We start from the raw sequence: 21253 nt of genomic DNA on the forward strand, positions 1-21253 counted from the left end.
TCAGGTCGTCGGTCGACACGGCGTCGAGCGTCCGCCGCGGGCCGCCGCGCGCTTCGGACGCCCGGTGCGCCGCGCCCCCTTCGCATCCGCCCCGTTCCGCGACAGAATGCGGTTCTAGTCACCCGGGAGGGATCATGAGCTTCGAAGTGCCCGCGTCCGTGCGCCCGGTGCGCGACGCCGTCCACGCCTTCATGACCGAGCGCGTCGAGCCCGCCGAGCCGGTGCTGCGCGCGGGCGGGGACGAGGCGGCCGAGCTGCTGGCGGGCCTGCGGCGGGACGCCAAGGCCGAGGGCCTGTGGGCGCTCGGCCACCCGGCGGAGCTGGGCGGCGGCGGGCTGCCGTTCCTCGACTACGTCTACGTCAACGAGGTCCAGGGGCGCAGCGAGTTCGGGCAGGCCGCGCTCGGCACCTACACGCTCCAGGACTCGCTCATGCTGCACCGCTACGCGAGCGCCGCGCAGCGCGAGCGGTTCCTCGAGCCGCTCGTGCAGGCCGAGATCAACCCGAGCTTCGCGATGACCGAGCCGGGCATCTCCAGCTCCGACCCGACGCAGCTGGCCACCACCGCGACGCTGGAGGACGGCGAGTGGGTCGTCCGGGGCCGCAAGTGGTTCACCACCCTCGCCAACACGGCCGCGTACACGACCGTGATGTGCCGGACGGAGCCCGAGGGCACCTCCCCGTACCTGTCGTTCAGCATGATCCTCGTGCCGACGGACACGCCGGGGTACACGATCGTCCGCGACACGCCCGTCCTCGGCCTGGACGGCGGGCACTGCGAGGTGCTGTACGACGAGGTGCGCGTCCCCGAGTCGAACCTGCTCGGGCCGCGCGGGCACGGGTTCGTCATCGCGCAGGAGCGGCTCGGCCCCGGCCGCATCTTCCACTGCATGCGCTTCCTCGGGCAGGCGCAGCGGGCGTTCGACCTGATGTGCGCGCGGATGCACGTCCGGACGGCGTTCGGCGAGCCGCTGCACAAGAAGCAGCTGCTCCAGCAGCACGTGTTCGACTCCTACGCCGAGATCCAGGCGTCCCGGCTGCTCACCCTCCAGGCCGCGCACAAGATCGACTCGGGTGATCAGGCGAGGGTCGAGATCGGCGTCATCAAGGTGGTGGCGGCGCGGATGCTGCACAACGTCATCGACCGGGCGATCCAGGTGCACGGCGCCGAGGGCCTCACCGACGACACGCCGCTCGGCCACATGTACCGGCACGCGCGGGCCGGCCGGATCTTCGACGGCCCCGACGAGGTGCACGTGACCACGACCGCCCGGCGCATCCTCAAGGAGTACGGCGAGGGCCGCACCTGGGAGTTCGGGCTGCGCTGACCCCGGTCCGGCCGCCCGCTCAGCCGGCGGCCGGGCCGCCGGGCGGCCGCGGGCCGCGCAGGCCGGACGCGGCGGCCGGGAGCCCGCCGAGGACGAGGTCGACGAGCCCGTCCACCACGGCCTCGCGCGGCACGTCCTCGGCGTGGTCGAGCCACCAGTCGCCGGCGGTCTGCACCATGCCGACGATCGCGTGGCCCCACACGTAGGCGCGGGTGCGGTCGGTCATCTCGCCCTCGGCGATCATCACCTCGGCCAGTTCCCGGCTCACGTCGCGGATCATCGTGCTCATCGCGCTGTGCGTGGCCGTGTCCTCGGCGCTCGCCCGGTGCATCAGGAACCGGTACAGGTGGAGGTTCTTGGAGATCGTCGCCAGGTAGGTGTCGATGGTGGAGCGGGTGCGGTCGCGGACCGGCTCGTCGCCGCGGGAGAACTCCTCCCGGATGCCCTCGATCAGCTTGCCCGTGTGCCGCTCGGCGAGGGCCTGGTAGAGGCCGCTCTTGTCGCCGAAGTGGCGGTACAGGATCGGCTTGCTGATCCCGGCCTCGGCGGCGATCGCGGCCATGGACGCCTCCGGGCCCTCCCGCTGGATGACCCGGTCGGCGGCCTCCAGCAGGGCACGGCGACGGCCGGGGTCGCGGCGCGCTCCGGGCCCCGGCCTGCCCGCCGTGTTCGTCATGACAGAACGGTATCGGGGGTGTTACCCCGCGACAACACCGGCCCGCCCCGGCGGCGCGCGGCTACCGTGCGAACGCCTGGAGCTCGGCCGCCCGGACGACGCCGGCCAGCGGGCTCGCGGTGCCGCAGTCGGTGCCGGAGCGCGGGTCGTCGTCCTGCTCCCCCGCGTACTCCGGTGCGCCGGTGCACTGGCTGGAGACCACCTGGAGCCGCAGGTGCGTCGCCCTCGTGTCCCGCAGGTCGAACGACCGCAGGACGAGGTCGGGCGCCGTCGGGCGCGGCCGGTCCGCCGGGAAGGCGTCGGACGGGCTCGTGTAGACGGTCCGGTACCCGGCGTCCCGCGAGCAGTCGGCCCGGGTGGCGTCGCAGGCCAGCAGCCGGAAGGCGCGCAGCGCCGTGAAGCGGTTCTGCGCCGCGCCCGCCCCCTCCGGGTCGCCGGCCGCCGACGGCCGCAGCATCGCGCTCACCTGCACCCGGCCCACCCTGACCGGGCGGTCGCCGGCGAGGTCGACGGTCACCTGGCGTCCCGCGACCGGGGCATTGACCGACTGCCAGTTGGTCGCCTCGGTCTCGTCCAGCAGCGCCGGCTGGGACACGCCGTCACCGGTGGCGGTCGCGCCGTTGGCGCTCGCCGCCTCGTTGCGGGACATCGCGACCGGCAGCGTCCGCCGGTGCGAGCCGATCACCGCGGTGAACCGCTTGTGCCCGAAGCCCTCGCCGGCCGCGACGAACGAGTACCGGCCGGGCGTCATCGCGAACGTGTCGCCGAGCGGGGTCGCCGGGTCGGTGTCGGCCACCGGGACGGCCCGCGCCTCGTAGTCGCCGACGTAGAGCCGCACCTTGGCGCCCCGCGCGTCACCGGCCGGCTTCAGCGTCACGCGGGCGTCGCGCGACAGGGGGGACGCGAAGCTCGGCCGCGCGTCGGCGTCGCCGGGCCCGTCGCTGGCCGCGTCCTCTCCCAGCCCGTGCTGGGCGAACGCCCTCCACATCATGGCGTGGTCCCGGCCGCCGAAGCGGATGGTGTCGGCGGCGAGCAGGGCGTTGCGGTGGTCGACGTAGCTGACCGCCCCCGACGCCATGAGCAGCAGCGCGTCGAACGACAGCTGCGCCCAGCGGCGGTTCCCGGGGCACTTGTCGACCGGCACCTTCCCGTCCGCGCACTTGCGCTGGAGGGACGCGCTGCCCGCGCCGTACCGCTTCACGAACGCCTGCCGCACGTCGAACTGGGTGGCGGTCCAGATCTCGCCGTCGGCGTGGACCTGCGTGCCGACCAGGTCGTAGCCGAGATCGCTGTAGTTGAGCGGGCTCCTGCTCATGTCGTAGTTGCGGATCCCCGACTCCGGCTCACCGGTGACGTACGCGCCGGTGACGTACGGCGTCCGGCCGGGGGCCCGGAACCCGTACTCGTTGAGGTACTCCATCGCGAACAGGTCCGAGGTGCTCTCGTTCATGGCCCCGGCCTGCGGGCCGCTCCACCCGGCGTCCGGCCCGGCGATCATGCGGCCGGAGATGCCGTGCGAGTACTCGTGCCCGATGACGCTCGTGTCGAAGTCGCCGTCGACGCACGGCGGGTAGAACGCGCCCGCGATCGGCTGCCACAGGTACATGTTGCTGATGGCCGGCGTGCCGTCGGGCGGGGTGATCTGGTTGGCGTTGTCGCGGACGCTCGCGATCCTCGCCCCGGCCTGCGCGTTGCCCTGCTCGGGGTCGCCGCCGAGCCCGCCGCGGCCGCCGTTGTCGGCCTGCATGTTCCATGCGGACTCGGTGAAGCCGAGCCGGTAGGACCAGTCGTGCATGCGGTTGTGCTGGACGAACAGGTTCGAGATGGCCGCCTCGACGTCGGCCTCCTGCGGGCTGTCCATCGACGCCGGGTCGCACTTGCTCTCGTGCCACTGGTTCGCCCAGCGGTAGTCGTAGTCCCGGCCGGCCCTCGGCGCGCTCGTGCGGGTGCCGACCGAGAACGGGTCGCCGTTCGCGCGGTTCTCGTAGGTGTGCGCCGCGTTGCCCAGGCTGGTCGCGGTCGAGGCGCCGGTCGCGGGGTCGGCGTCCCAGGGCCGTCCGGTGGCCGGATCGCCTCCGGCGACGTACCGGCAGCCCCGCGCGGGGGCGAAGCACCACGTCCGCCGGGTGTCGCGGGACGAGTAGTCCCCGGACGGGGTCGCCGGGAACACCGCCCAGCGCGGGTTGTCGCTGTCGTGGTCGACGAGGTTCTCCCGCACCAGCACCGACCCGGTGCGCGCGTCGACGTAGGACGTGACGGCCTTCGGCTCGCCCCCCGACCCGTCGATCAGCGTGGCCTCGTAGGCGCTGCGGACGCCCTCGGCGGTGGGGACGGCCACGAGCCGCACCTTGCGGGTCGTGGCGTCCGAGACGATGATGCCCGCGTCCCGCCCGGCCGCCGCGACCGCGTCCTTCCGGGCGAGCGTGGCCGGTGCCGGCGCCGCGTCGTCGCGGGCGAGGGTGGAGGTCACCGAGACGACCTTGCCCTCGCTGACGCCGACCGCGACGAGGCCGTCGTGGCCGGCGGGCAGGTCGCCGAAGCGCTGGCGCAGCAGCACGGCCGCGCCCTTCCCGATGGGGTTGACCGCGACCCTCTCCAGGGCGCCGACGGCGGCGGCGTCCAGGCCGAACAGGTCCCGGTGGCCGGCGAGGTAGGCGCGCGCGGCCTTCTCCGGGTCGCCGGGCAGTCCGCCGGCGAGGGGTTCCGCGTCGGTCACCGCCGCGGGCGTGCCGAGCTTGTTCCACCGCACGCTCACCCCGCGGGCGGCGTCCCGCTGCCGGCCGGTGGGGGCCAGCCGACCGGGCCGGGCGTCCATGTCGGGCAGCTCGGGACGGTCGCCGGGGGGCTGGGAGCGCGGGGGCGGGGGCGCGGCCCGTCCGGGGACGGCGAGGCCGGCGGTGAGGAGCGTTCCCGCGGCCGCCAGCGCGGTCGCGGTGATCCAGCGTGTCCTGGGCACCATTGCCTCCTGGCGGCGGGCGGATGGCCCGGTCTCAGTTCGGCCGGATGATCAACCGGCCGAACCTGAGACAAGCAGTGCGCCAGAAGTGAAACTACGGCGATTTATAACGTTTCGGACGGGCGAACGCCGGGCGATCCTCGCCCTTGACAGCCCCGGGCATCCATGGGCCCGGTGCCCTCCGCCCCGGTGCCGTGCCCCCGCGCACGGCACCGGCCCCCGGCGGGCGGTGGCCATCGTCGGCCACGATCCACTCCCCGACGACTCCCAGTCGGGCCGAGACCCCTGCTGCGGGCGGCTGCGTGCCGGAACCGCAGGGCAGGGGACCTCAAGGGCGACCCGACTGTTCGCACAGGTCGGCGGCTAGCGGACGGGCAGGCCCGTGATGGTGCGGCCGATGACGAGGCGCTGGATCTCCGAGGTGCCCTCGAAGATCGTGAAGATCTTGGAGTCGCGGTGCATGCGCTCGACCGGGTACTCGCGGGTGTAGCCGTTGCCGCCGAGGATCTGGATGGCCTCCTCGGTGACGTACACCGACATCTCGCTGGCCACGAGCTTGGCCATCGAGCCCTCGGCGCTGGTGAAGTCCTTGCCGGTGCGGGCCATCCACGCGGCCCGCCACACCATGAGGCGCGCGGCGTCCAGCCGGGTCTTCATGTCGGCGAGCTTGAACGCGATGGCCTGGAAGTCGCCGATCTTCCTGCCGAACTGCTCGCGCTCGCGCGCGTACTGCAGGGCGTAGTCGTAGGCGGCGCGGCCGACGCCGAGCGCCATCGCGCCGACGGACGGGCGGGTCGTCTCGAACGTCTTCAGCGCGGCCTGGCCCTTGGACCTCTTGCCCTCGCGGGTGCGCGCGATGCGCTCGTCGAACCTCTCCTTGCCGCCGACGATCAGGTGCGACGGGACGCGCACGCCGTCGAGGACGACCTCGGCGGTGTGGGAGGCGCGGATGCCGTGCTTCTTGAACTTCTGGCCCTGCTTCAGGCCCGGGGTGTTCGGCGGGACGATGAAACTGGCCTGGCCGCGGCTGCCCAGTTCGGGGTACACCGACGCCACCACCACGTGGACGTCGGCGATGCCGCCGTTGGTCGCCCAGGTCTTGGTGCCGTTCAGCACCCACTCGTCCTTGGCCTCGTCGAAGACCGCGCGGGTGCGGATCGAGCCCACGTCGCTGCCGGCGTCGGGCTCGGAGGCGCAGAACGCGCCGAGCTTGATGTCGTCGGCGCTGCCGAACATCTGCGGCACCCACTCGGCGGTCTGCTCGGGGGTGCCGACGGCGGCGACGGACGCGGCGGCGAGGCCGGTGCCGACGATGGACAGCGCGATGCCCGCGTCGCCCCAGAACAGCTCCTCGAACGCCACGGGGATGCCGAGGCCGGTCGGCTCGAGCCACTGGGTGGCGAAGAAGTCGAGCGAGTAGATGCCGACCTTGGACGCCTCCTGGATCAGCGGCCAGGGCGTCTCCTCGCGCTCGTCCCACTCCTCGGCCGCCGGACGGATCACGTCCGCGGCGAACTCGTGCACCCAGTCCCGGACCTCACGGACGTCCTCGCTGGGCTCCAGGGAGAACGGCGTCTGCTCCGCGCTCGTCATGATTAATTGACCCTCTCGTCCAATATCACTGTTACCAACGGTAGCACCATTCAGAGTTACCGTGGGTAACACCGTGCGCGGCGGCCGGCGGCGCGGGTCATTCGGCGGCGTGCCTGTCGAGGAACTCGTAGACGTCGGCGTCGTCCACGCCGGGGAAGGCGCCGGGCGGCAGGACCGACAGCACGTGCGAGTGCGCGCGCGCCGACGGCCAGGCCATGCCCTCCCAGCGGTCCGACAGGTCCTTCGGGGGACGCTGGCAGCAGTCGCCGTCCGGGCAGGCGGACTTGACCCGCCGGGTCGTCTCCCGGCCGCGGAACCAGCGCGAGTCCTCGAACCGGACGCCGAGCGTGATCGCGAAGTCGCGCTCGTGGCTGGGGTCGATGTGCGACAGGCACCAGTACGTCCCCTTGGGGGTGTCGGTGTACTGGTAGTAGACGGAGAAGCGGTCGGCGGCGCCGAACACGTGGCGCCCGGCCCACTCCCGGCACATCCGCTGGCCCTCGATCGCGCCGTCCTCGTCCTGGGGGAAGGCCAGGCCGTCGTTGGCGTACGCCTTGTAGATCGTGCCGTTCTCGTCGTTCTTGGTGAAGTGCAACTGGAGGTCGAGGTGGTGGGTCGCGACGTTGGTGAAGCGGTGCGCGGCCATCTCGTAGGAGACGGAGAAGACGTCCGCCAGGTCCTCCACGGACAGCTCCCGCGCGGCCTTGGCCTCCTGCAGGAACGGGACGACGCTGCGCTCGGGCATCAGGATCGCCGCGCCGAAGTAGTTGGCCTCGACGCGCTGGCGCAGGAAGTCGGCGAAGTCGCGCGGCTGGTCGTGGTCGAGCGCGATGTGCCCGAGCGTCTGCAGCAGGATCGTCCGCGGCGTGTGCATGCCGAGCTGCTCGCGCTCCAGGTAGATCCGCCGGTTGCGCAGGTCGGTCACGGACCGGACCGAGCGCGGCAGGTCCTGGACGTACTGGAGGCTGAAGCCGAAGTGGCCGACCAGCGTCATCAGCAGCCCCTGCGACACCGCGCCGCGCCGGTACCCGACCGCGTCCAGGGTCTGGGAGGCGACCCGCTCGATGTCGGCGAAGTGGTTGCCGCGCTCGTGCATCTGGCGGCGCAGCTCGGCGTTGGCCTTGCGCGCCTCCTCCGGGCTCGCGGTCGGCTTGGTGCGGCTGCGTTTCAGCTCGCCGTACAGGGCGAGGATGTGCTCGATGACCTCGTTGGGCATCCGCTTGCCGACCTTGAGGTGGGAGAGCCCGAGCGTCCGGTACAGCGGGTCGCGCTGGGCCTCCTCCAGCTGGATCTCCAGCTGGGCGCGGCGGCTCGGCGGCTGGCGGCGGAGCAGCTCCTCCACGGGGCACTCCAGCGCCGCGGCGAGCGCCTGCAGGAGCGACAGCTTGGGCTCGCGCCGGCCGTTCTCCAGCAGGGAGAGCTGGGAGGGGGCGCGGCCGACGCGGCCGCCGAGCTCCGCCAGCGTCAGGCCGCGGCCGCGCCGCAGGTGCCGGAGCCGCTGGCCGAAGGTGACGAGGTCTACATCGCTCGTCAAGTTGAGGGGTTCTTCTTGGCGCAAGGTCGTCACGGGTTCATGGTAGCGGAAATTTCGCAGTTCTTTCGTTACTCACGAGTTCATTTAGGGCTTGCATCCGGGGCATAGTCGTTGCAAGCACCCAGGGGACGACACGGAAGGGCGAGACCATGAGCGATAGTCGCCTCAAGGGCGCAGCCGATGAGCTGCAGCGACAGTGGGAGACCGACGCCCGGTGGCAGGGCGTCGAGCGGACCTACACGGCCGAGGAGGTCGTGCGGATCCGCGGCTCGGTGCAGGAGGAGCACACCCTCGCGCGCCTCGGCGCCGAGCGCCTGTGGAAGCTCCTGCACGAGGAGGACTACGTCCACAGCCTCGGCGCGCTGACCGGGCTGCAGGCCGTCCAGCAGGTCAAGGCCGGCCTCAAGGCCATCTACCTGTCCGGCTGGCAGGTCGCGGCGGACGCCAACCTGGCGGGCCAGACCTACCCGGACCAGAGCATCTACCCGGCGAACTCGGTCCCGGCCGTGGTCCGCCGCATCAACAACGCGCTGCTGCGCGCCGACCAGGTCCAGTGGGCCGAGGGCGAGGGCGACACGCACTTCCTCGCCCCGATCGTGGCCGACGCCGAGGCCGGCTTCGGCGGCGTGCTGAACGCCTTCGAGCTGATGAAGGGCATGATCGCCGCCGGTGCGGCGGGCGTGCACTGGGAGGACCAGCTGGCCTCCGAGAAGAAGTGCGGGCACCTCGGCGGCAAGGTCCTCATCCCGACCTCGCAGCACGTCAAGACCCTCAACACCGCCCGCCTCGCGGCGGACATCTCGAACGTGCCGTCTCTGATCATCGCGCGGACCGACGCCGAGGCCGCGACCCTGATCACGACGGACGTGGACGAGCGCGACCGCGAGTTCACCACCGGCGAGCGCACCGCGGAGGGCTTCTACCGGGTCCGCAACGGCATCGAGCCCTGCATCGCCCGCGCCAAGGCCTACGCGCCGTACTCCGACCTCATCTGGATGGAGACCGGCACCCCGGACCTGGAGCAGGCCCGCAAGTTCGCCGAGGCGGTCAAGGCCGAGTACCCGGACCAGATGCTCGCCTACAACTGCTCGCCGTCCTTCAACTGGCGGGCGCACCTGGACGACGCGACCATCGCCAAGTTCCAGCGCGAGCTCGGCCACATGGGCTTCAAGTTCCAGTTCATCACGCTGGCCGGGTTCCACGCGCTGAACTACAGCATGTTCGACCTGGCGCACGGCTACGCCACCGACGGCATGACGGCCTACGTCGAGCTGCAGGAGCGCGAGTTCGCGGCCGCCGAGAAGGGCTTCACCGCGGTCAAGCACCAGCGCGAGGCCGGCACCGGCTACTTCGACATGGTCAGCACCGCGATCAACCCGGACTCGTCCACCACGGCCCTGAAGGGCTCCACGGAAGAGGGCCAGTTCCACTGATCCCCGCCGTTCTTCCGGTCTGACCCCCCTCGGACCCCGGAGGCCCCCGCGTCCCTACACCCGCGGGGGCCTTCTGGTATCTCCGGCCCGGTACCTCTCGCCCGGTACCTCCGGCCGCGCCCGTCCCGCCGCCCCGATCCGGCCACATGCGGCTAGGGACCTCGACAGCGGCCCGGAAAGGGCGCATCGTGAGCGCGCTAGTTGATCATCTCGGAGAGAGGATCTCTGATGGCGCGTCACCCCCGGTCCATCCGGTCCCGGGCGATCCCCGGCCGGATGCTCCCGATCGCCGTCGCCGCCGTGAGCGTCGTCGCGTTCGCGCCCGCCGCGAGCGCGGACGGCCACGGCCACGGACACGGCCACGGTCACGGTCACGGGCGCTTCACCCCCGGCGCCTCCGGAGTGGGCGACCCCTACTTCCCGCTGGAGGGCAACGGCGGCTACGACGTCCGGCACTACTCGCTCGACGTCAGCTACGACCCCGACTACGACCAGCTCGACGGCACCGTGACCATCACCGCGCGGGCCACGCAGAACCTGTCGCGGTTCGACCTGGACCTGTCCGGCATGGACGTGGAGCGCGTCCGGGTCGACCGGCGCGCCGCCCGCTACACCCGCAAGGGCCAGGAACTGATCATCACTCCGGCGCACGGCCTGCGGAAGGGCTCGGTGTTCCGGACGGTCGTCGAGTACGGCGGCGTCCCGCAGACCATCGTGGGCTCCCCGATCGTGTTCGGCTCCCCCTACGGGTTCCTGCACACGCCGGACGGCGCCTTCGTCGGCGGCGAGCCGAACGGCGCCCGCACCTGGTTCCCGGTCAACGACCACCCGAGCGACAAGGCGACCTACGACTACACGATCACCGTCCCGGCGGGCCTGACCGCCGTCGCCAACGGGCGGCCCATGGGGCACCGCTCCGCCGTCGCCTCGTTCAGCCGCCGCGACGGGCGCTCCCGCGCCGAGGTGTTCCGGTGGCGCGAGGACAGCCCGATGGCGAGCTACCTCACCACGATCGACATCGGCAAGTGGGACGTGAAGCAGGGCCGCACGCCCGGCGGCGTCCCCAACTACACGGCCGTCGACCCCGTCCTGCTCCAGAACCAGCCGGACGCGGTGGACTTCTTCTACGACACCACCAGCGAGGTCACCGACCTCTGGGCGAAGACGTTCGGGAAGTACGCGTTCGGCAGCACCGGCGCGATCGCCGACGACGCCCGCTACAACGGGCAGCCGCTCGGGTTCTCCCTGGAGACGCAGAGCAAGCCGGTCTACTCGGCCGTCCGCAACAAGGGCACCATCGCGCACGAGCTGGCGCACCAGTGGTTCGGCGACGCCGTCTCGCCGGAGCGCTGGAAGGACGTCTGGCTGAACGAGAGCTTCGCGACCTGGGCCGCCTGGTACTACACGGAGGTGCACGGCGGCACGACCGTCCACGACGCGGCCCGCGCCACCTACGCCGCCCGCCCGTTCCCCGACCGCGAGGGGCGCCCGTTCTGGTCGGTGCTGACCGCCGACCCGCAGCGCGACACGATGTTCAACGACCGCGTCTACAACGGCGGCGGCATGATGCTGCAGTTCCTCCGGGAGAAGATCGGCGACGAGGAGTTCTTCACCCTGCTGCGGACCTGGTTCGCCCGCCACAAGTACCGCAACGGCAACACCGCGCAGTTCACCTCGCTCGCGGAGCAGGTCTCCGGCCGGGACCTGGGCAGGTTCTTCCAGGACTGGCTGTACTCCCCCGTCAAGCCCCCGCTCCCCTAGCCCGCGCGTACGCGGAACCACGTACGCCGGACCACGTACGCGGAACGGGGCCCCGGCGAGATCCGCCGGGGCCCCGTTCTGTGTCGGATTACGTGGTGGGAGGGCGTCCGGCTCTCTAGGCTTCCGGCAAGTGGGGGTCCTTCCGTGGGTGTGGTGGTACGGCTTCCGGCGGCACACCGCGTATCCGCTCGGCTCGCTGACCGAGTCCCTGACCAACACCGTCTTCGGCTTCATGCGCGCCTACGTCTTGCTGGCCCTGTGGGAGGTGCGGCCGTCCCTCGGCGGGTACGACGCGGCCGACGCCGTCACCTTCTGCTTCATCACGCAGGCGCTGATCGGGCCGGTGCAGATCTTCGGCGGGATGGACCTCACCGAGCGCATCCGCAACGGCGACGTCGCGATCGACCTGTACCGGCCGGTCGGGCTGCAGGGCTGGTGGCTCGCCGACGACCTCGGCCGCGCGGCGGGCTCCCTGCTGCTGCGCGCCGGCCCGCCGCTGCTGGCGGGCGCGCTGGTCTTCCCGTTCCGGGCGCCCGCCCCCGCGAACCTCGCCGCGTTCGCGGTCGCGACGGTGCTCGCGGTGACGGTCGGCTTCGGGCTGCGCTACCTGGTGGCCCTCGGGATGTTCTGGCTGCACGACGACCGCGGCCTGCAGGCCGTCACGCTCGTGATGTCGCTGTTCTTCTCCGGGATGATCCTGCCGCTGGTGGTCTTCCCGGGCCGGCTCGGCGACGTCGCGCGGGCGCTGCCGTGGGCGGCGCAGATCCAGGTGCCGGCGGACGTGTTCCTCGGCCGGCACACCGGCGCCGGCGTCCTCGGCGCGCTGGCCTTCCAGGCCGCGTGGGCCGCCGCGCTGCTCGGGGCCGGGGCGCTGCTGACCCGGGCCGCGCGGCGCAAGCTGGTGGTGCACGGTGGCTGACCGCACCGCCGGCCGCGCCGCCGGCCGCGCCGCCGGGCCGGTACTGACCGGCACGCTCGCGATGTACGGGCTGCTCGCGTGGACGTGGATCCGCGCGGCGGCGCAGTACCCGGTGTCGATGGTGCTGCTCGCGCTGACGACCGCCGCCGTCACCGGGCTGGACGCGGCCGCGATCCTGCTGCTGTTCGCGCACGCCCCCCGCATCGCCGGGTTCGCCGCGCCGGAGGTCCTGTTCCTGTACGGGACGTCCGCGCTGGCGTTCGGGATCTCCGACATCGTGCTCGGCACCACCGAGCGGCTGGGGTACCACGTGCGGCAGGGGACGCTGGACGCGATGCTGGTGCGGCCGGTGAGCCCTCTCGTGCAGATCGCGACGGAGGAGTTCTCGCCGCGGCGCTTCGGCAAGCTCGTCCCCGCCGTGCTCGTCCTGGCGTACGCGCTCGCGGAGGCCGGCGTGGACTGGACGCCGGGCCGGGTCGCGATGGTCCCCGCGATGGTGGTGTCCGGGACGGCGATCTTCGGGGGGCTGTGGGTACTGGCCGGCGCGGTGCAGTTCGTGCTCATCGACAGCCACGGGGCGAGCAAGTCGGTGACCTACGGGGGCGCGTTCCTCACCCAGTACCCGATGACCATGTTCGCCCGCGACTTCGTGCGCGGGGTGACGTTCGTCGTGCCGCTGGCGTTCGTCAACTGGCAGCCCGCGCTGTACGTTCTGGACCGCCCCGACCCCCTCGGGCTGCCGGGCGCCGCCCGGTTCGCCTCGCCGGCGGTCGCCGTGCTGGTGTGCGCGCTGGGCGCGGCGGCGTGGCGGGCGGGGCTGCGGCACTACCGTTCGACAGGGAGCTGATGCCGGTGGCGATGATCGAGGCTGAGGACGTCGTCAAGTCCTTCACCGTCCGGGCCCGCTCGGGCGGCCTGCGCCGGACCCGCAGGGCCGTGCGGGCGGTGGACGGCGTGTCGTTCACCGTCGAGCCGGGCGAGTTCGTCGGCTACCTCGGCCCGAACGGGGCCGGGAAGTCCACGACGATCAAGATGCTGACCGGGATCCTCACCGCGTCGTCCGGCACGCTGCGGGTCTGCGGGCTGGACCCGTCGCGGCGCCGCACCGTGCTCGCGCGCCGACTCGGCGTCGTGTTCGGCCAGCGGACGACGCTCTGGTGGGACCTGCCGCTGCGCGACAGCCTGGCCCTCGCCCGGCGGCTGTACCGGGTGGAGGCGGCGGCGCACCGGGCGCGGCTCGCCGAGCTGACCGCGCTGCTGGAGCTGGCGCCGTTCCTGGACACCCCGGTCCGGCAGCTCAGCCTCGGCCAGCGGATGCGCGGCGACCTCGCCGCCGCGCTGCTGCACGATCCGGAGCTGCTCGTGCTGGACGAGCCGACGATCGGCCTGGACGTGGTGAGCAAGGCGACCGTCCGCGACTTCCTGGCCCGCGTCAACACCGAGCGCGGCACGACGATCCTGCTGACGACGCACGACCTCGGCGACATCGAGCGGCTGTGCCGCCGCGTCATGATCATCGACCGGGGGCGGCTCGCCTTCGACGGCGGGCTGGACGCGCTGCGCCGCACCGTGGACGCCGACCGGCTGCTGGTCGTGGAGCTGGCCCGGCCGGGCCCGCCGATCGTGCTGGACGGGATCGAGGCCGAGCGGGTGGAGGGGCCGCGGCAGTGGCTGCGGCTGCCGCGCTCGGCGAACGCGGCGGCGGTCATCGCCGAGCTGGCGCGGGTCCACGACGTCCGCGACATCGCGCTGCGGGAGTCGGGGATCGAGGAGGTCCTCGCCGGGCTCTACCGCGGCGACCACGCGTACTGGTGCTCGGGGCGGCCGGTCGCGCCGTAGCGCAGCGTCACCACGACCCGTCCCGCCTGGGCGAGCGCGGCCAGGTACCGCTGCGCGGTGGCGCGGGAGACGCCGACCTGGCCGGCGATCTCGGCGGCGGAGCGGGGCGCGTCCGCGCGCCGCAGCGCGTCGCCGACCAGCCGCGCCGTCACCGGCGACTGCCCCTTCGGCGGGGGCGGCTGGCCGTGCAGCGGCGCGTACAGGGCGCGGACCGCGCCGTCCAGCGCGGCCTGCGTCAGCTCGTGCTCGCCGGACAGCGCCTCCCGGTAGCGGGCGTAGGCGGTGAGCCGCGCGTTCAGCGCGGCGGCGGTGAACGGCTTGACCAGGTAGTGCAGGGCGCCGCGGCGCAGCGCCTCCCGGACGGCGCCCGGTTCCGCCGCCGCGGTCGCCATGATGACGTCGGCGTCCAGCTCGGGCAGCAGCGTCAGGCCCGAGGCGTCGGGCAGGTAGACGTCGAGCAGGACGAGGTCGGGCGCCAGCTCGGCGGCCATGGACCGGGCCCGCGCGGCGGTGTGCGCGACCCCGGCGACGGTGAACCCGCGCAGCGCCGCCACGAACGTCGCGTGGACCCGCGCGACCCGGAAGTCGTCGTCCACCACCAGCACGCTGATCATCGCACCGCCTCCGCGCCGAGTACTCCGGGGATCCGGGCGACCGCCACGGCCCCGCCGCCGCCCGCCCCGCCACCACCGGTCCCGTCCGGGCCGGGGTCCACGAACGTCACGTCGCCGCCGCGGGCGCGGGCGGTGCCGCGCGCCAGGCCGAGCCCCAGCCCGCGCGACCGGCCGGCCGCGGTGTCGCGGGTGGAGACGCCGTCGTCGAACACGGCGTCGCGGAGCCCCTCGGGGAGGCCGTCGCCGGAGTCGGTGACGGTGACGTGCAGGTCGCGGCCGTCGCCGAGCAGCTCGACCTCGACGCGGGCGGGCCGCCGGCGGCCGAGCCGGGCGGCCTCCACCGCGTTGTCGACGAGGTTGCCGACGACGGTCGTCACGTCGAGGGGGTCGGCGACGCGGCCGGGCACGTAGCTGCCGGCGCCGACGTCGAGCCGGACGCCCTTCTCCGCCGCGACGGCGGACTTCGCCGACAGGAACGCGCGCAGATAGGGGTCCGGCAGCGGGTCGGGCAGGTTGTCGGGGGCGGGGGCGCGGCGGGCCGCGTCCGCCATCAGCGTCCCGACGTACTCGGCGGCCTCCTCGCCGTGGCCGAGCTGGAGCAGCCCCGCCAGGGTGTGCAGCCGGTTCGAGTACTCGTGGCGCTGGGCGCGCAGCGCGTCGAACAGGGTGCTGACCGAGTCCAGCTCGCGGGCGAGGGTCTCCAGGTCGGTGCGGTCGCGCAGCGTGATGACGGCGCCGAGGTCGCGGCGGTCGCGGCGCACCTCGCGCCGGTTGACGACGAGGACCCGGTCCCCCGCCGTGACGAACAGGTTCGCGGCCTCGCGCTCGCCGGTCAGGACGTCCCGCAGCGTCCCCCCGGCGGCCAGGTCCCCGGCGGGCGCGCCCCGTTCGGGCGCGGCACCGAGCAGCCGGGCCGCCTCGTCGTTGCACACCGCGATCCGCCCGGCCGTGTCGACGGCCACGACGCCCTCGCCGACGCCGTGCAGCACCGCCTCCCGCTCGTGGACCAGCTCGACCAGCTCGTACGGTTCGAGGCCGAGCGTCTGCCGCTTCAGCCGGCGCCCGATCGCCGCCGACGCGGCCACGCCGAGCAGGACGGCGCCGGCGACGAACAGCGACATCTCGCGCAGCACGCGGGCGAGCTCCCCGTCGATCGCGCGGGCGTCGAACCCGACGCTGACCTCGCCGAGGATCCGGCCGTCCCGCCCGTACAGGGGCACCTTGCCGCGCGCGGACAGGCCGAGCGTGCCGCGCTCGACCCGGACGACCTCCCGCCCGGCGAGCGCGTCGGACGGGTCGGTGCTCACCCGCTCACCGAGCCGGTCCGGGTTGGGATGCGACAGCCGCATGCCGCGCCCGTCGGTCACCACGACGAACAGCGCCCCGGTCCGGACGCGGACCCGCTCGGCCCGGTCCTGGACGGTGTGCCCGGGGTCGCCCGCCGCGACCGCGTCGCGGATCTCCGGGTCCACGGCGACGGCCCGCGCGACGGTGAGGGCGCGCTGGCCGTACTGGTCGCGGAGCCGGCCGTCCAGCATCCAGGCGACCAGCCCGTACCCGAGGACGGCCACCACGACGACGACGCCGACCTGGAGGATCAGGACCTGCCGTGCGAAGGAGATGCGGGGCCGGACGGACATGACGTGTCACCGTAATCGATGCCGCCCCGGCCGCCCAGCCCCCGCCGAGCAGAACGAGCAGAAGTCCCGGTAACGCGCGCAACGTGGGGATTCGCGGCTTGCGAGCACATCGCGGGCAAGGGTTCCGGCGACCCGCGCCGCATTCGTACGGTGCCGCCGTGTCCGAACGAGCGAAGTCCCGAGAACAGAGCAGCGAGCGGCCCGCCGGCCCGGTGATCGAACTGGACGGCGCCGCCAAGCGCTTCCGGTCGGCCGGCGGCGTGCACACCGCCGTGCGGGACCTGCACATGTGCGTGGGTCCCGGCGAGTTCGTCGCCGTGGTCGGCCCGACCGGCTGCGGCAAGTCGACCACCCTGTCCCTCGTCTCCGGCCTGGAGCCGGCGTCGGAGGGGCGCGTCCTCGTCCACGGCCGGCCGGTGGACGGCATTCCGGACGGCGTCGGCTACATGTTCCAGAACGACGCCGTCCTGCCGTGGCGGTCCGTCCTGGACAACGTCGCCGCCGGCCCCCGCTACCGGGGCGCGTCCCGCCGCGCGGCCCGCGACCGCGCCCGCGACTGGGTCGCGCGGGTCGGCCTCACCGGCTTCGAGGGCTACTACCCGCACCAGCTGTCGGGCGGCATGCGCAAGCGCGTCGCGCTCGCGCAGACCCTCGTGAACGAGCCGTCGGTGCTGCTGATGGACGAGCCGTTCTCCGCGCTGGACGTGCAGACCCGCGGGCTGATGCAGGACGAGCTGCTGCGGCTGTGGTCGGGCTCCGGCGCCGCCGTCGTGTTCGTCACGCACGACCTGGAGGAGGCGCTCGTCCTGTCCGACCGGGTCGTGGTGATGACCGCGGGGCCCGCCACCATCAAGGCCGTGTTCGACGTGCCGCTCGACCGGCCGCGCGACGCCGAGGAGGTCCGCCTCACCGGCGGGTTCCTCGACATCTACCGCGAGGTGTGGGACTCGCTGCGCGAAGAGGTCCAGATCACCCGGGAGAGGGGCGCCGGCCATGCCGCGTGACGCGGAGACCATCGACAGGGCACCGGCCGCCGCGGGCGACCGCGGTGAGCTGGCCGCGATCGCGCGGGCGCGCACCGCCGGGCTGCGCCGCGCCCTCGGCATCAACGCCGTCCGGATCGCGCTCGTCGCGGCGTGGCTCGGGTCGTGGGAGCTGGCCGCCCGGCACTGGATCGACCCGTTCTACTACTCGATGCCGTCCAAGATCTGGGACCGGCTCGTCGGCTGGTTCACCGAGGGCACCTCGCAGGGGTCGATCTGGGAGCAGATCGCCGTCACCCTGGAGGAGGCCGTCATCGGCTTCGCGCTCGGCGCGGCGGGCGGCGTGGTCCTCGGCATCGTGCTCGGCCGCAGCCGGTTCCTGTCGGACGTCTGCGCGCCGTTCATCAAGGCCGTCAACGCGATCCCGCGCATCATCCTGGCCTCGCTGTTCATCATCTGGTTCGGGCTCGGCATGCAGTCCAAGATCGCGACGGCGTTCGTGCTGGTGTTCTTCGCGGTGTTCTTCAACGCCTTCCAGGGCGCCCGCGAGGTCGACCGGAACCTCGTGAACAACGCGCGGATCCTTGGTGCCGGCCGGTTCCAGGTGCTGTGGACGATCGTGGTGCCGAGCGCCACGTCCTGGATCCTCGCCTCGCTGCACTCGGCGTTCGGGTTCGCCATCATCGGCGCGATCGTCGGCGAGTACACCGGCGCCGACAAGGGCCTCGGCCTGCTCATCAACCACGCCCAGGGCACCTTCGACGCCGCCGGGATCTACGCCGGGATGATCATCATCACCGTGCTGGCCCTGCTCGCCGAGTGGCTGCTCACGCTGCTGGAGGGCCGGCTGCTGCGCTGGCGCCCCGCCGCCTCCGGCCACGACGTCCAGATCTGACACCCCCCGACAGGAGAAGCCCATGCCCATCAGCAGAGCCCGCACCCCCCTGCGGGTGAGCGCCGCCGCGCTCGCCGTCCTCACCGCCCTGCCGGTCCTGTCGGCCTGCCGCGACTCCAGCGGCGGCGGGGACGGCGGGTCCGGCGGCACCGTCAAGATCATGGTCGGCGGGATCGACAAGGTCATCTACCTGCCCGCCAAGCTGACCGAGCAGCTCGGCTACTTCAAGGGGCAGGGGCTGGACGTCCAGTTGCTCACCGAACCGGCGGGCGCGCAGGCCGAGAACGTGCTCATCTCCGGGGACGTGCAGGCCGTCGTCGGCTTCTACGACCACTCCATCCACCTGCAGACCAAGGGCAAGTGCGTGGAGAGCGTCGTGCAGATGGCCGACGTGCCCGGCGAGGCGGAGATGGTCTCGACGTCGAAGGCCGGCACGCTGTCGTCCCCGGCCGCGTTCAAGGGCAAGAAGCTCGGCGTCACCAGCCCCGGCTCGTCCACCGACTTCATCACCCGCGCACTCGCCGTGCGGAACGGCGTGCAGACGTCCGACTACACGACGGTCAAGGCGGGCGCCGGCCAGACGTTCATCTCCACGATGGACAACGGCGGCATCGACGCCGGCATGACGACCGACCCGACCATCGCCAAGCTCGTCAGCACCGGCAAGGCCGAGGTCATGGTCGAGATGCGCACCGAGGAGGGCACGCGGAAGGCGCTCGGCGGGCTGTACCCGTCCAGCTCCCTCTACATGGACTGCGCGTACGTGGCCTCGCACGCCGGGACCGTGCAGAAGCTCGCGAACGCGTTCGTGAAGACGCTCGGCTGGATCAGGGCCCACAAGCCCGCGGAGATCGCCGCGAAGATGCCGAAGGACTACGCGGGCGGCGATCCCGCGCTGTACGAGAAGGCGATCGGCGACTCGATCAGCATGTTCAACGGGGACGGCGTCATGAAGCCGGACGCGGCGGAGAACGTCCTGAAGGTGCTGGCGCAGTTCTCCCCGGAGGTGGGCGAGAAGAAGGACCAGATCGACCTGTCGAAGACCTACACCACCCAGTTCGTGACCAAGGCGAAGCAGCCCTGAGCGGACGGCCGGATCCGGGCCGGGCCCGCGCGGGGGCCCGGCCCGCCGGCCCGCGGGTCCGTCAACGCATCCGCCGGTCGGCGTGCCTGTCGTCGCGGTCCATGGCGGAGTAGAAGTCCATGTCGGCGTCGTCGTCGTCGCGGTGGGAGCCCCAGCGGCGCGGCGCCCAGCTGGGCATCAGCAGCGCGAGCCCCATCATCGCGTACAGGCCGGAGCCGAGCAGCATCCGCAGCCCGGCGTCCATGTCGCCGGCGGGCGGCACCTTGCCGGGCAGGTCGAGGACGCGGCCGGGCTCGACCAGGAACCAGGCGGTCAGGCCGAGCAGGGCCAGCGCCGGCACCAGCGAGACCAGCGGCGACGCCCAGCGCGCGACGATGACCACGCCCATCACCAGGCCCACGGCCGCGAGCAGGGCGAACGCCCCGTAGATGCGGGTGCGGTCGGTGATCTCCTGCCCGGTGCCGTCGAAGGACTGCCCGGCCTGGACGTAGCCCCAGGCGGCGCCGTAGACGAGCTCGGGTGTCAGCAGGACGCCGAGGACGAAGCCGAACGCATGGCGCACCGCGCATCACACCCTTCGCACGCGCCCGCCGCCGGGCGCGCATGATTCCGTAGCGCCCCAATGACAACATGCCAATCGGGTATAGCGCAGTAAATCCGTCCCAATGCCCACCGGATGCCTGCTGGCTCCGGTATCGGCCGGGTTCCCCCGGCGCGTTCACCGGCCCCGGCGGCTGACCGTTTCATGGTGATTCGTTTTGAACGCCATTGACCGGGCATCGGCGTCTCATTCGATCCGACGCACGTTGGAGGAGACAATGTCGACCGCGATATGGGTCGTCATCGCCGTAGTCGTCGTCGCCGCGGTCGTCGCAGCCGTGTACCTGGCGCGGTCCAGGTCGCGGACGCGGCGGCTCAGGCGGCGGTTCGGCCCGGAGTACGACCGGGCCCTGCGGGACGAGGGCGGCCGCGCCGCAGCCGAACGGGAGCTGCGCTCCCGCGAGCAGCGCCACGAGGAGCTGGAGCTGCGGGAGCTCGACCCGCGGCGGCGCGAGGAGTACCACGGCCAGTGGGTCCGGGTGCAGGAGCGCTTCGTCGACACCCCGGAGGCGGCGGTCGAGCAGGCCGACGGCCTCGTCACGGTGGTGATGGGCGAGCGCGGCTACCCGACGCACGGGTTCGAGGAGAAGGTCGCCCACCTCTCGGTGGAGCACGGCCGCACGATGGAGCACTACCGGCGCGCCCACGCGATCAGCGGCCGGGCCGCGTCCGGGGAGGCGTCCACGGAGGACCTGCGGCAGGCCATGGTGCACTACCGCGCCCTGTTCGAGGAGCTGCTGTCCGCGCCCGGCCGGGAGCGGGCCGGCCGGCACGCCGCGGACGCGCCAGCCGCCGAGCCGAACGCCGAGCCGGCCGCCGGGGCGCCCCCCGCGCAGGCTCCCCCCGCCGAGAAGACCCCGAGGAGCTGACCCCCATGGAGCACAGGCGGCACGATGAGCGGGTCCCGGCCCCCGGCGTGCCCGGCGACACCCGCGTCGCCGGCCGCGCGCCCGGGCCCCCCGCGATGGACGGGCCCGGCCCCGTCCCGGACACCGCCCCCGACCCGATGCCGGCGGCGGACCCGAGGCCCGAGCCGGCCCCGGCGGCGGCCCCGGACCCGGCGCCGCCAGCGGCGCCGGACGCCCTGTTCGACCCGGCCGAGACCGAGCGGTTCCGGGAGCGCTGGCGCGACGTGCAGTCCGCGTTCATCGACGATCCGGGCGACTGCGTGCGCCGGGCGGACGAGCTGGCCGCCGAGGCCGTCGACGCCCTCGGGCGCGCGCTCGCCGCGCACCGGCGGACGCTGTCCGGCGCGCTGGAGGGCGGCGGGAACGCCGACACCGAGCGGCTCCGGCTGGCGCTGCGCGGCTACCGGGACCTCCTGGACCGCATCTGCGCCTCGTGACGGGCCCGGACGGGGGGCCCGCCGGGGGGGCCCCCCGGGGGCCGCCGAGGGAG

At 73.2% G+C, this 21253-nt stretch carries 18 protein-coding genes; 11 read left to right on the forward strand and 7 right to left on the reverse strand.

What is annotated here, in order from left to right; genetic code table 11:
• The first annotated feature begins 134 nt into the window (after positions 1–134).
• Positions 135–1328 (forward strand): acyl-CoA dehydrogenase family protein, encoded by a 1194-nt coding sequence (locus tag ABZ806_RS41930; protein ID WP_500224612.1) that lies wholly within the window; start codon positions 135–137, stop codon positions 1326–1328.
• A gap of 19 nt (positions 1329–1347) precedes the next feature.
• On the opposite strand, the gene ABZ806_RS41935 is transcribed toward ABZ806_RS41930, so the two are convergent.
• From ABZ806_RS41935 to ABZ806_RS41950, 4 genes are all read right to left on the reverse strand, one after another.
• Positions 1348–2004: a TetR family transcriptional regulator gene (locus tag ABZ806_RS41935; RefSeq protein ID WP_500224615.1), complete on the reverse strand. Its 657-nt coding sequence runs from the start codon at positions 2002–2004 to the stop codon at positions 1348–1350.
• A gap of 61 nt (positions 2005–2065) precedes the next feature.
• Positions 2066–4960: a M36 family metallopeptidase gene (locus tag ABZ806_RS41940; protein WP_500224619.1), complete on the reverse strand. Its 2895-nt coding sequence runs from the start codon at positions 4958–4960 to the stop codon at positions 2066–2068.
• Positions 4961–5323: 363 nt separating this feature from the next.
• On the reverse strand, positions 5324–6553 hold the full coding sequence (locus ABZ806_RS41945; protein ID WP_500224621.1) for an acyl-CoA dehydrogenase family protein: 1230 nt from the start codon (positions 6551–6553) through the stop codon (positions 5324–5326).
• 97 nt (positions 6554–6650) lie between these two features.
• The gene (locus ABZ806_RS41950) at positions 6651–8087 is read right to left on the reverse strand and encodes a helix-turn-helix domain-containing protein (protein WP_500224660.1); all 1437 of its coding nucleotides are present in this window, start codon (positions 8085–8087) and stop codon (positions 6651–6653) included.
• Between the two features lie 149 nt (positions 8088–8236).
• Here ABZ806_RS41950 and aceA point away from each other — a divergent pair, with 149 nt between their 5' ends.
• The 5 genes from aceA (at position 8237) to ABZ806_RS41975 (ending at position 14039) form a co-directional block, all read left to right on the forward strand.
• Positions 8237–9520 (forward strand): isocitrate lyase, encoded by a 1284-nt coding sequence (aceA, locus tag ABZ806_RS41955; RefSeq protein WP_500224625.1) that lies wholly within the window; start codon positions 8237–8239, stop codon positions 9518–9520.
• A 228-nt stretch (positions 9521–9748) separates the two neighbouring features.
• Positions 9749–11281, forward strand: a complete 1533-nt coding sequence (locus ABZ806_RS41960; protein ID WP_500224627.1) for a M1 family metallopeptidase — start codon at positions 9749–9751, stop codon at positions 11279–11281.
• A gap of 130 nt (positions 11282–11411) precedes the next feature.
• Entirely contained in the window at positions 11412–12200 is a 789-nt protein-coding gene (locus tag ABZ806_RS41965) for an ABC transporter permease (protein ID WP_500224631.1), read from the forward strand.
• A 61-nt stretch (positions 12201–12261) separates the two neighbouring features.
• The gene (locus ABZ806_RS41970) at positions 12262–13047 is read left to right on the forward strand and encodes an ABC transporter permease (protein WP_500224663.1); all 786 of its coding nucleotides are present in this window, start codon (positions 12262–12264) and stop codon (positions 13045–13047) included.
• 11 nt (positions 13048–13058) lie between these two features.
• Positions 13059–14039, forward strand: coding sequence for an ABC transporter ATP-binding protein (locus ABZ806_RS41975; RefSeq protein WP_500224670.1), 981 nt, complete (start codon positions 13059–13061; stop codon positions 14037–14039).
• Here the strand turns inward: ABZ806_RS41975 and ABZ806_RS41980 are convergent.
• Positions 13988–14653 carry a response regulator gene (locus ABZ806_RS41980; protein WP_500224632.1) on the reverse strand — a complete coding sequence of 222 codons (666 nt, stop codon included), beginning with the start codon at positions 14651–14653 and terminating at the stop codon, positions 13988–13990. The two genes, ABZ806_RS41975 and ABZ806_RS41980, sit on opposite strands and share 52 nt — an antisense overlap.
• Positions 14650–16293 (reverse strand): sensor histidine kinase, encoded by a 1644-nt coding sequence (locus ABZ806_RS41985; protein WP_500224635.1) that lies wholly within the window; start codon positions 16291–16293, stop codon positions 14650–14652. Before ABZ806_RS41985 ends, ABZ806_RS41980 begins: the two co-directional genes overlap by 4 nt.
• A gap of 158 nt (positions 16294–16451) precedes the next feature.
• Here ABZ806_RS41985 and ABZ806_RS41990 point away from each other — a divergent pair, with 158 nt between their 5' ends.
• From ABZ806_RS41990 to ABZ806_RS42000, 3 genes are read left to right on the forward strand one after another with little or no spacing between them, the layout of a single operon-like run.
• Positions 16452–17297 carry an ABC transporter ATP-binding protein gene (locus ABZ806_RS41990; RefSeq protein WP_500224637.1) on the forward strand — a complete coding sequence of 282 codons (846 nt, stop codon included), beginning with the start codon at positions 16452–16454 and terminating at the stop codon, positions 17295–17297.
• On the forward strand, positions 17287–18171 hold the full coding sequence (locus ABZ806_RS41995; protein WP_500224640.1) for an ABC transporter permease: 885 nt from the start codon (positions 17287–17289) through the stop codon (positions 18169–18171). Before ABZ806_RS41990 ends, ABZ806_RS41995 begins: the two co-directional genes overlap by 11 nt.
• Before the next feature lie 22 nt (positions 18172–18193).
• Positions 18194–19255 (forward strand): ABC transporter substrate-binding protein, encoded by a 1062-nt coding sequence (locus ABZ806_RS42000; protein ID WP_500224643.1) that lies wholly within the window; start codon positions 18194–18196, stop codon positions 19253–19255.
• Between the two features lie 61 nt (positions 19256–19316).
• Here ABZ806_RS42000 and ABZ806_RS42005 read toward each other — a convergent pair whose 3' ends face one another.
• Positions 19317–19817, reverse strand: coding sequence for a hypothetical protein (locus tag ABZ806_RS42005; RefSeq protein WP_500224647.1), 501 nt, complete (start codon positions 19815–19817; stop codon positions 19317–19319).
• Between the two features lie 256 nt (positions 19818–20073).
• On the opposite strand from ABZ806_RS42005, the gene ABZ806_RS42010 reads away from it, so the two are divergent.
• Positions 20074–20724: a hypothetical protein gene (locus tag ABZ806_RS42010; protein ID WP_500224651.1), complete on the forward strand. Its 651-nt coding sequence runs from the start codon at positions 20074–20076 to the stop codon at positions 20722–20724.
• 5 nt (positions 20725–20729) lie between these two features.
• Positions 20730–21200, forward strand: a complete 471-nt coding sequence (locus tag ABZ806_RS42015; protein WP_500224656.1) for a hypothetical protein — start codon at positions 20730–20732, stop codon at positions 21198–21200.
• The last annotated feature ends 53 nt before the right edge of the window (positions 21201–21253 follow it).

This window comes from Spirillospora sp. NPDC047418, from assembly GCF_040643275.1.
In the GTDB taxonomy this organism is placed as follows: domain Bacteria; phylum Actinomycetota; class Actinomycetes; order Streptosporangiales; family Streptosporangiaceae; genus Spirillospora.

Excerpts from the sequence above, each read along its gene's own strand:
- ABZ806_RS41970 (WP_500224663.1), top strand. The coding sequence starts at position 12,262 with ATGTACGGGCTGCTCGCGTGGACGTGGATCCGCGCGGCGGCGCAGTAC.
- ABZ806_RS41930 (WP_500224612.1), top strand. The coding sequence starts at position 135 with ATGAGCTTCGAAGTGCCCGCGTCCGTGCGCCCGGTGCGCGACGCCGTC.
- aceA (WP_500224625.1), top strand. The coding sequence starts at position 8,237 with ATGAGCGATAGTCGCCTCAAGGGCGCAGCCGATGAGCTGCAGCGACAG.
- ABZ806_RS41960 (WP_500224627.1), top strand. The coding sequence starts at position 9,749 with ATGGCGCGTCACCCCCGGTCCATCCGGTCCCGGGCGATCCCCGGCCGG.
- ABZ806_RS41985 (WP_500224635.1), bottom strand. The coding sequence starts at position 16,293 with ATGTCCGTCCGGCCCCGCATCTCCTTCGCACGGCAGGTCCTGATCCTC.
- ABZ806_RS41935 (WP_500224615.1), bottom strand. The coding sequence starts at position 2,004 with ATGACGAACACGGCGGGCAGGCCGGGGCCCGGAGCGCGCCGCGACCCC.
- ABZ806_RS41945 (WP_500224621.1), bottom strand. The coding sequence starts at position 6,553 with ATGACGAGCGCGGAGCAGACGCCGTTCTCCCTGGAGCCCAGCGAGGAC.
- ABZ806_RS41995 (WP_500224640.1), top strand. The coding sequence starts at position 17,287 with ATGCCGCGTGACGCGGAGACCATCGACAGGGCACCGGCCGCCGCGGGC.
- ABZ806_RS42010 (WP_500224651.1), top strand. The coding sequence starts at position 20,074 with ATGTCGACCGCGATATGGGTCGTCATCGCCGTAGTCGTCGTCGCCGCG.
- ABZ806_RS42015 (WP_500224656.1), top strand. The coding sequence starts at position 20,730 with ATGGAGCACAGGCGGCACGATGAGCGGGTCCCGGCCCCCGGCGTGCCC.
- ABZ806_RS41980 (WP_500224632.1), bottom strand. The coding sequence starts at position 14,653 with ATGATCAGCGTGCTGGTGGTGGACGACGACTTCCGGGTCGCGCGGGTC.
- ABZ806_RS42000 (WP_500224643.1), top strand. The coding sequence starts at position 18,194 with ATGCCCATCAGCAGAGCCCGCACCCCCCTGCGGGTGAGCGCCGCCGCG.
- ABZ806_RS41975 (WP_500224670.1), top strand. The coding sequence starts at position 13,059 with ATGATCGAGGCTGAGGACGTCGTCAAGTCCTTCACCGTCCGGGCCCGC.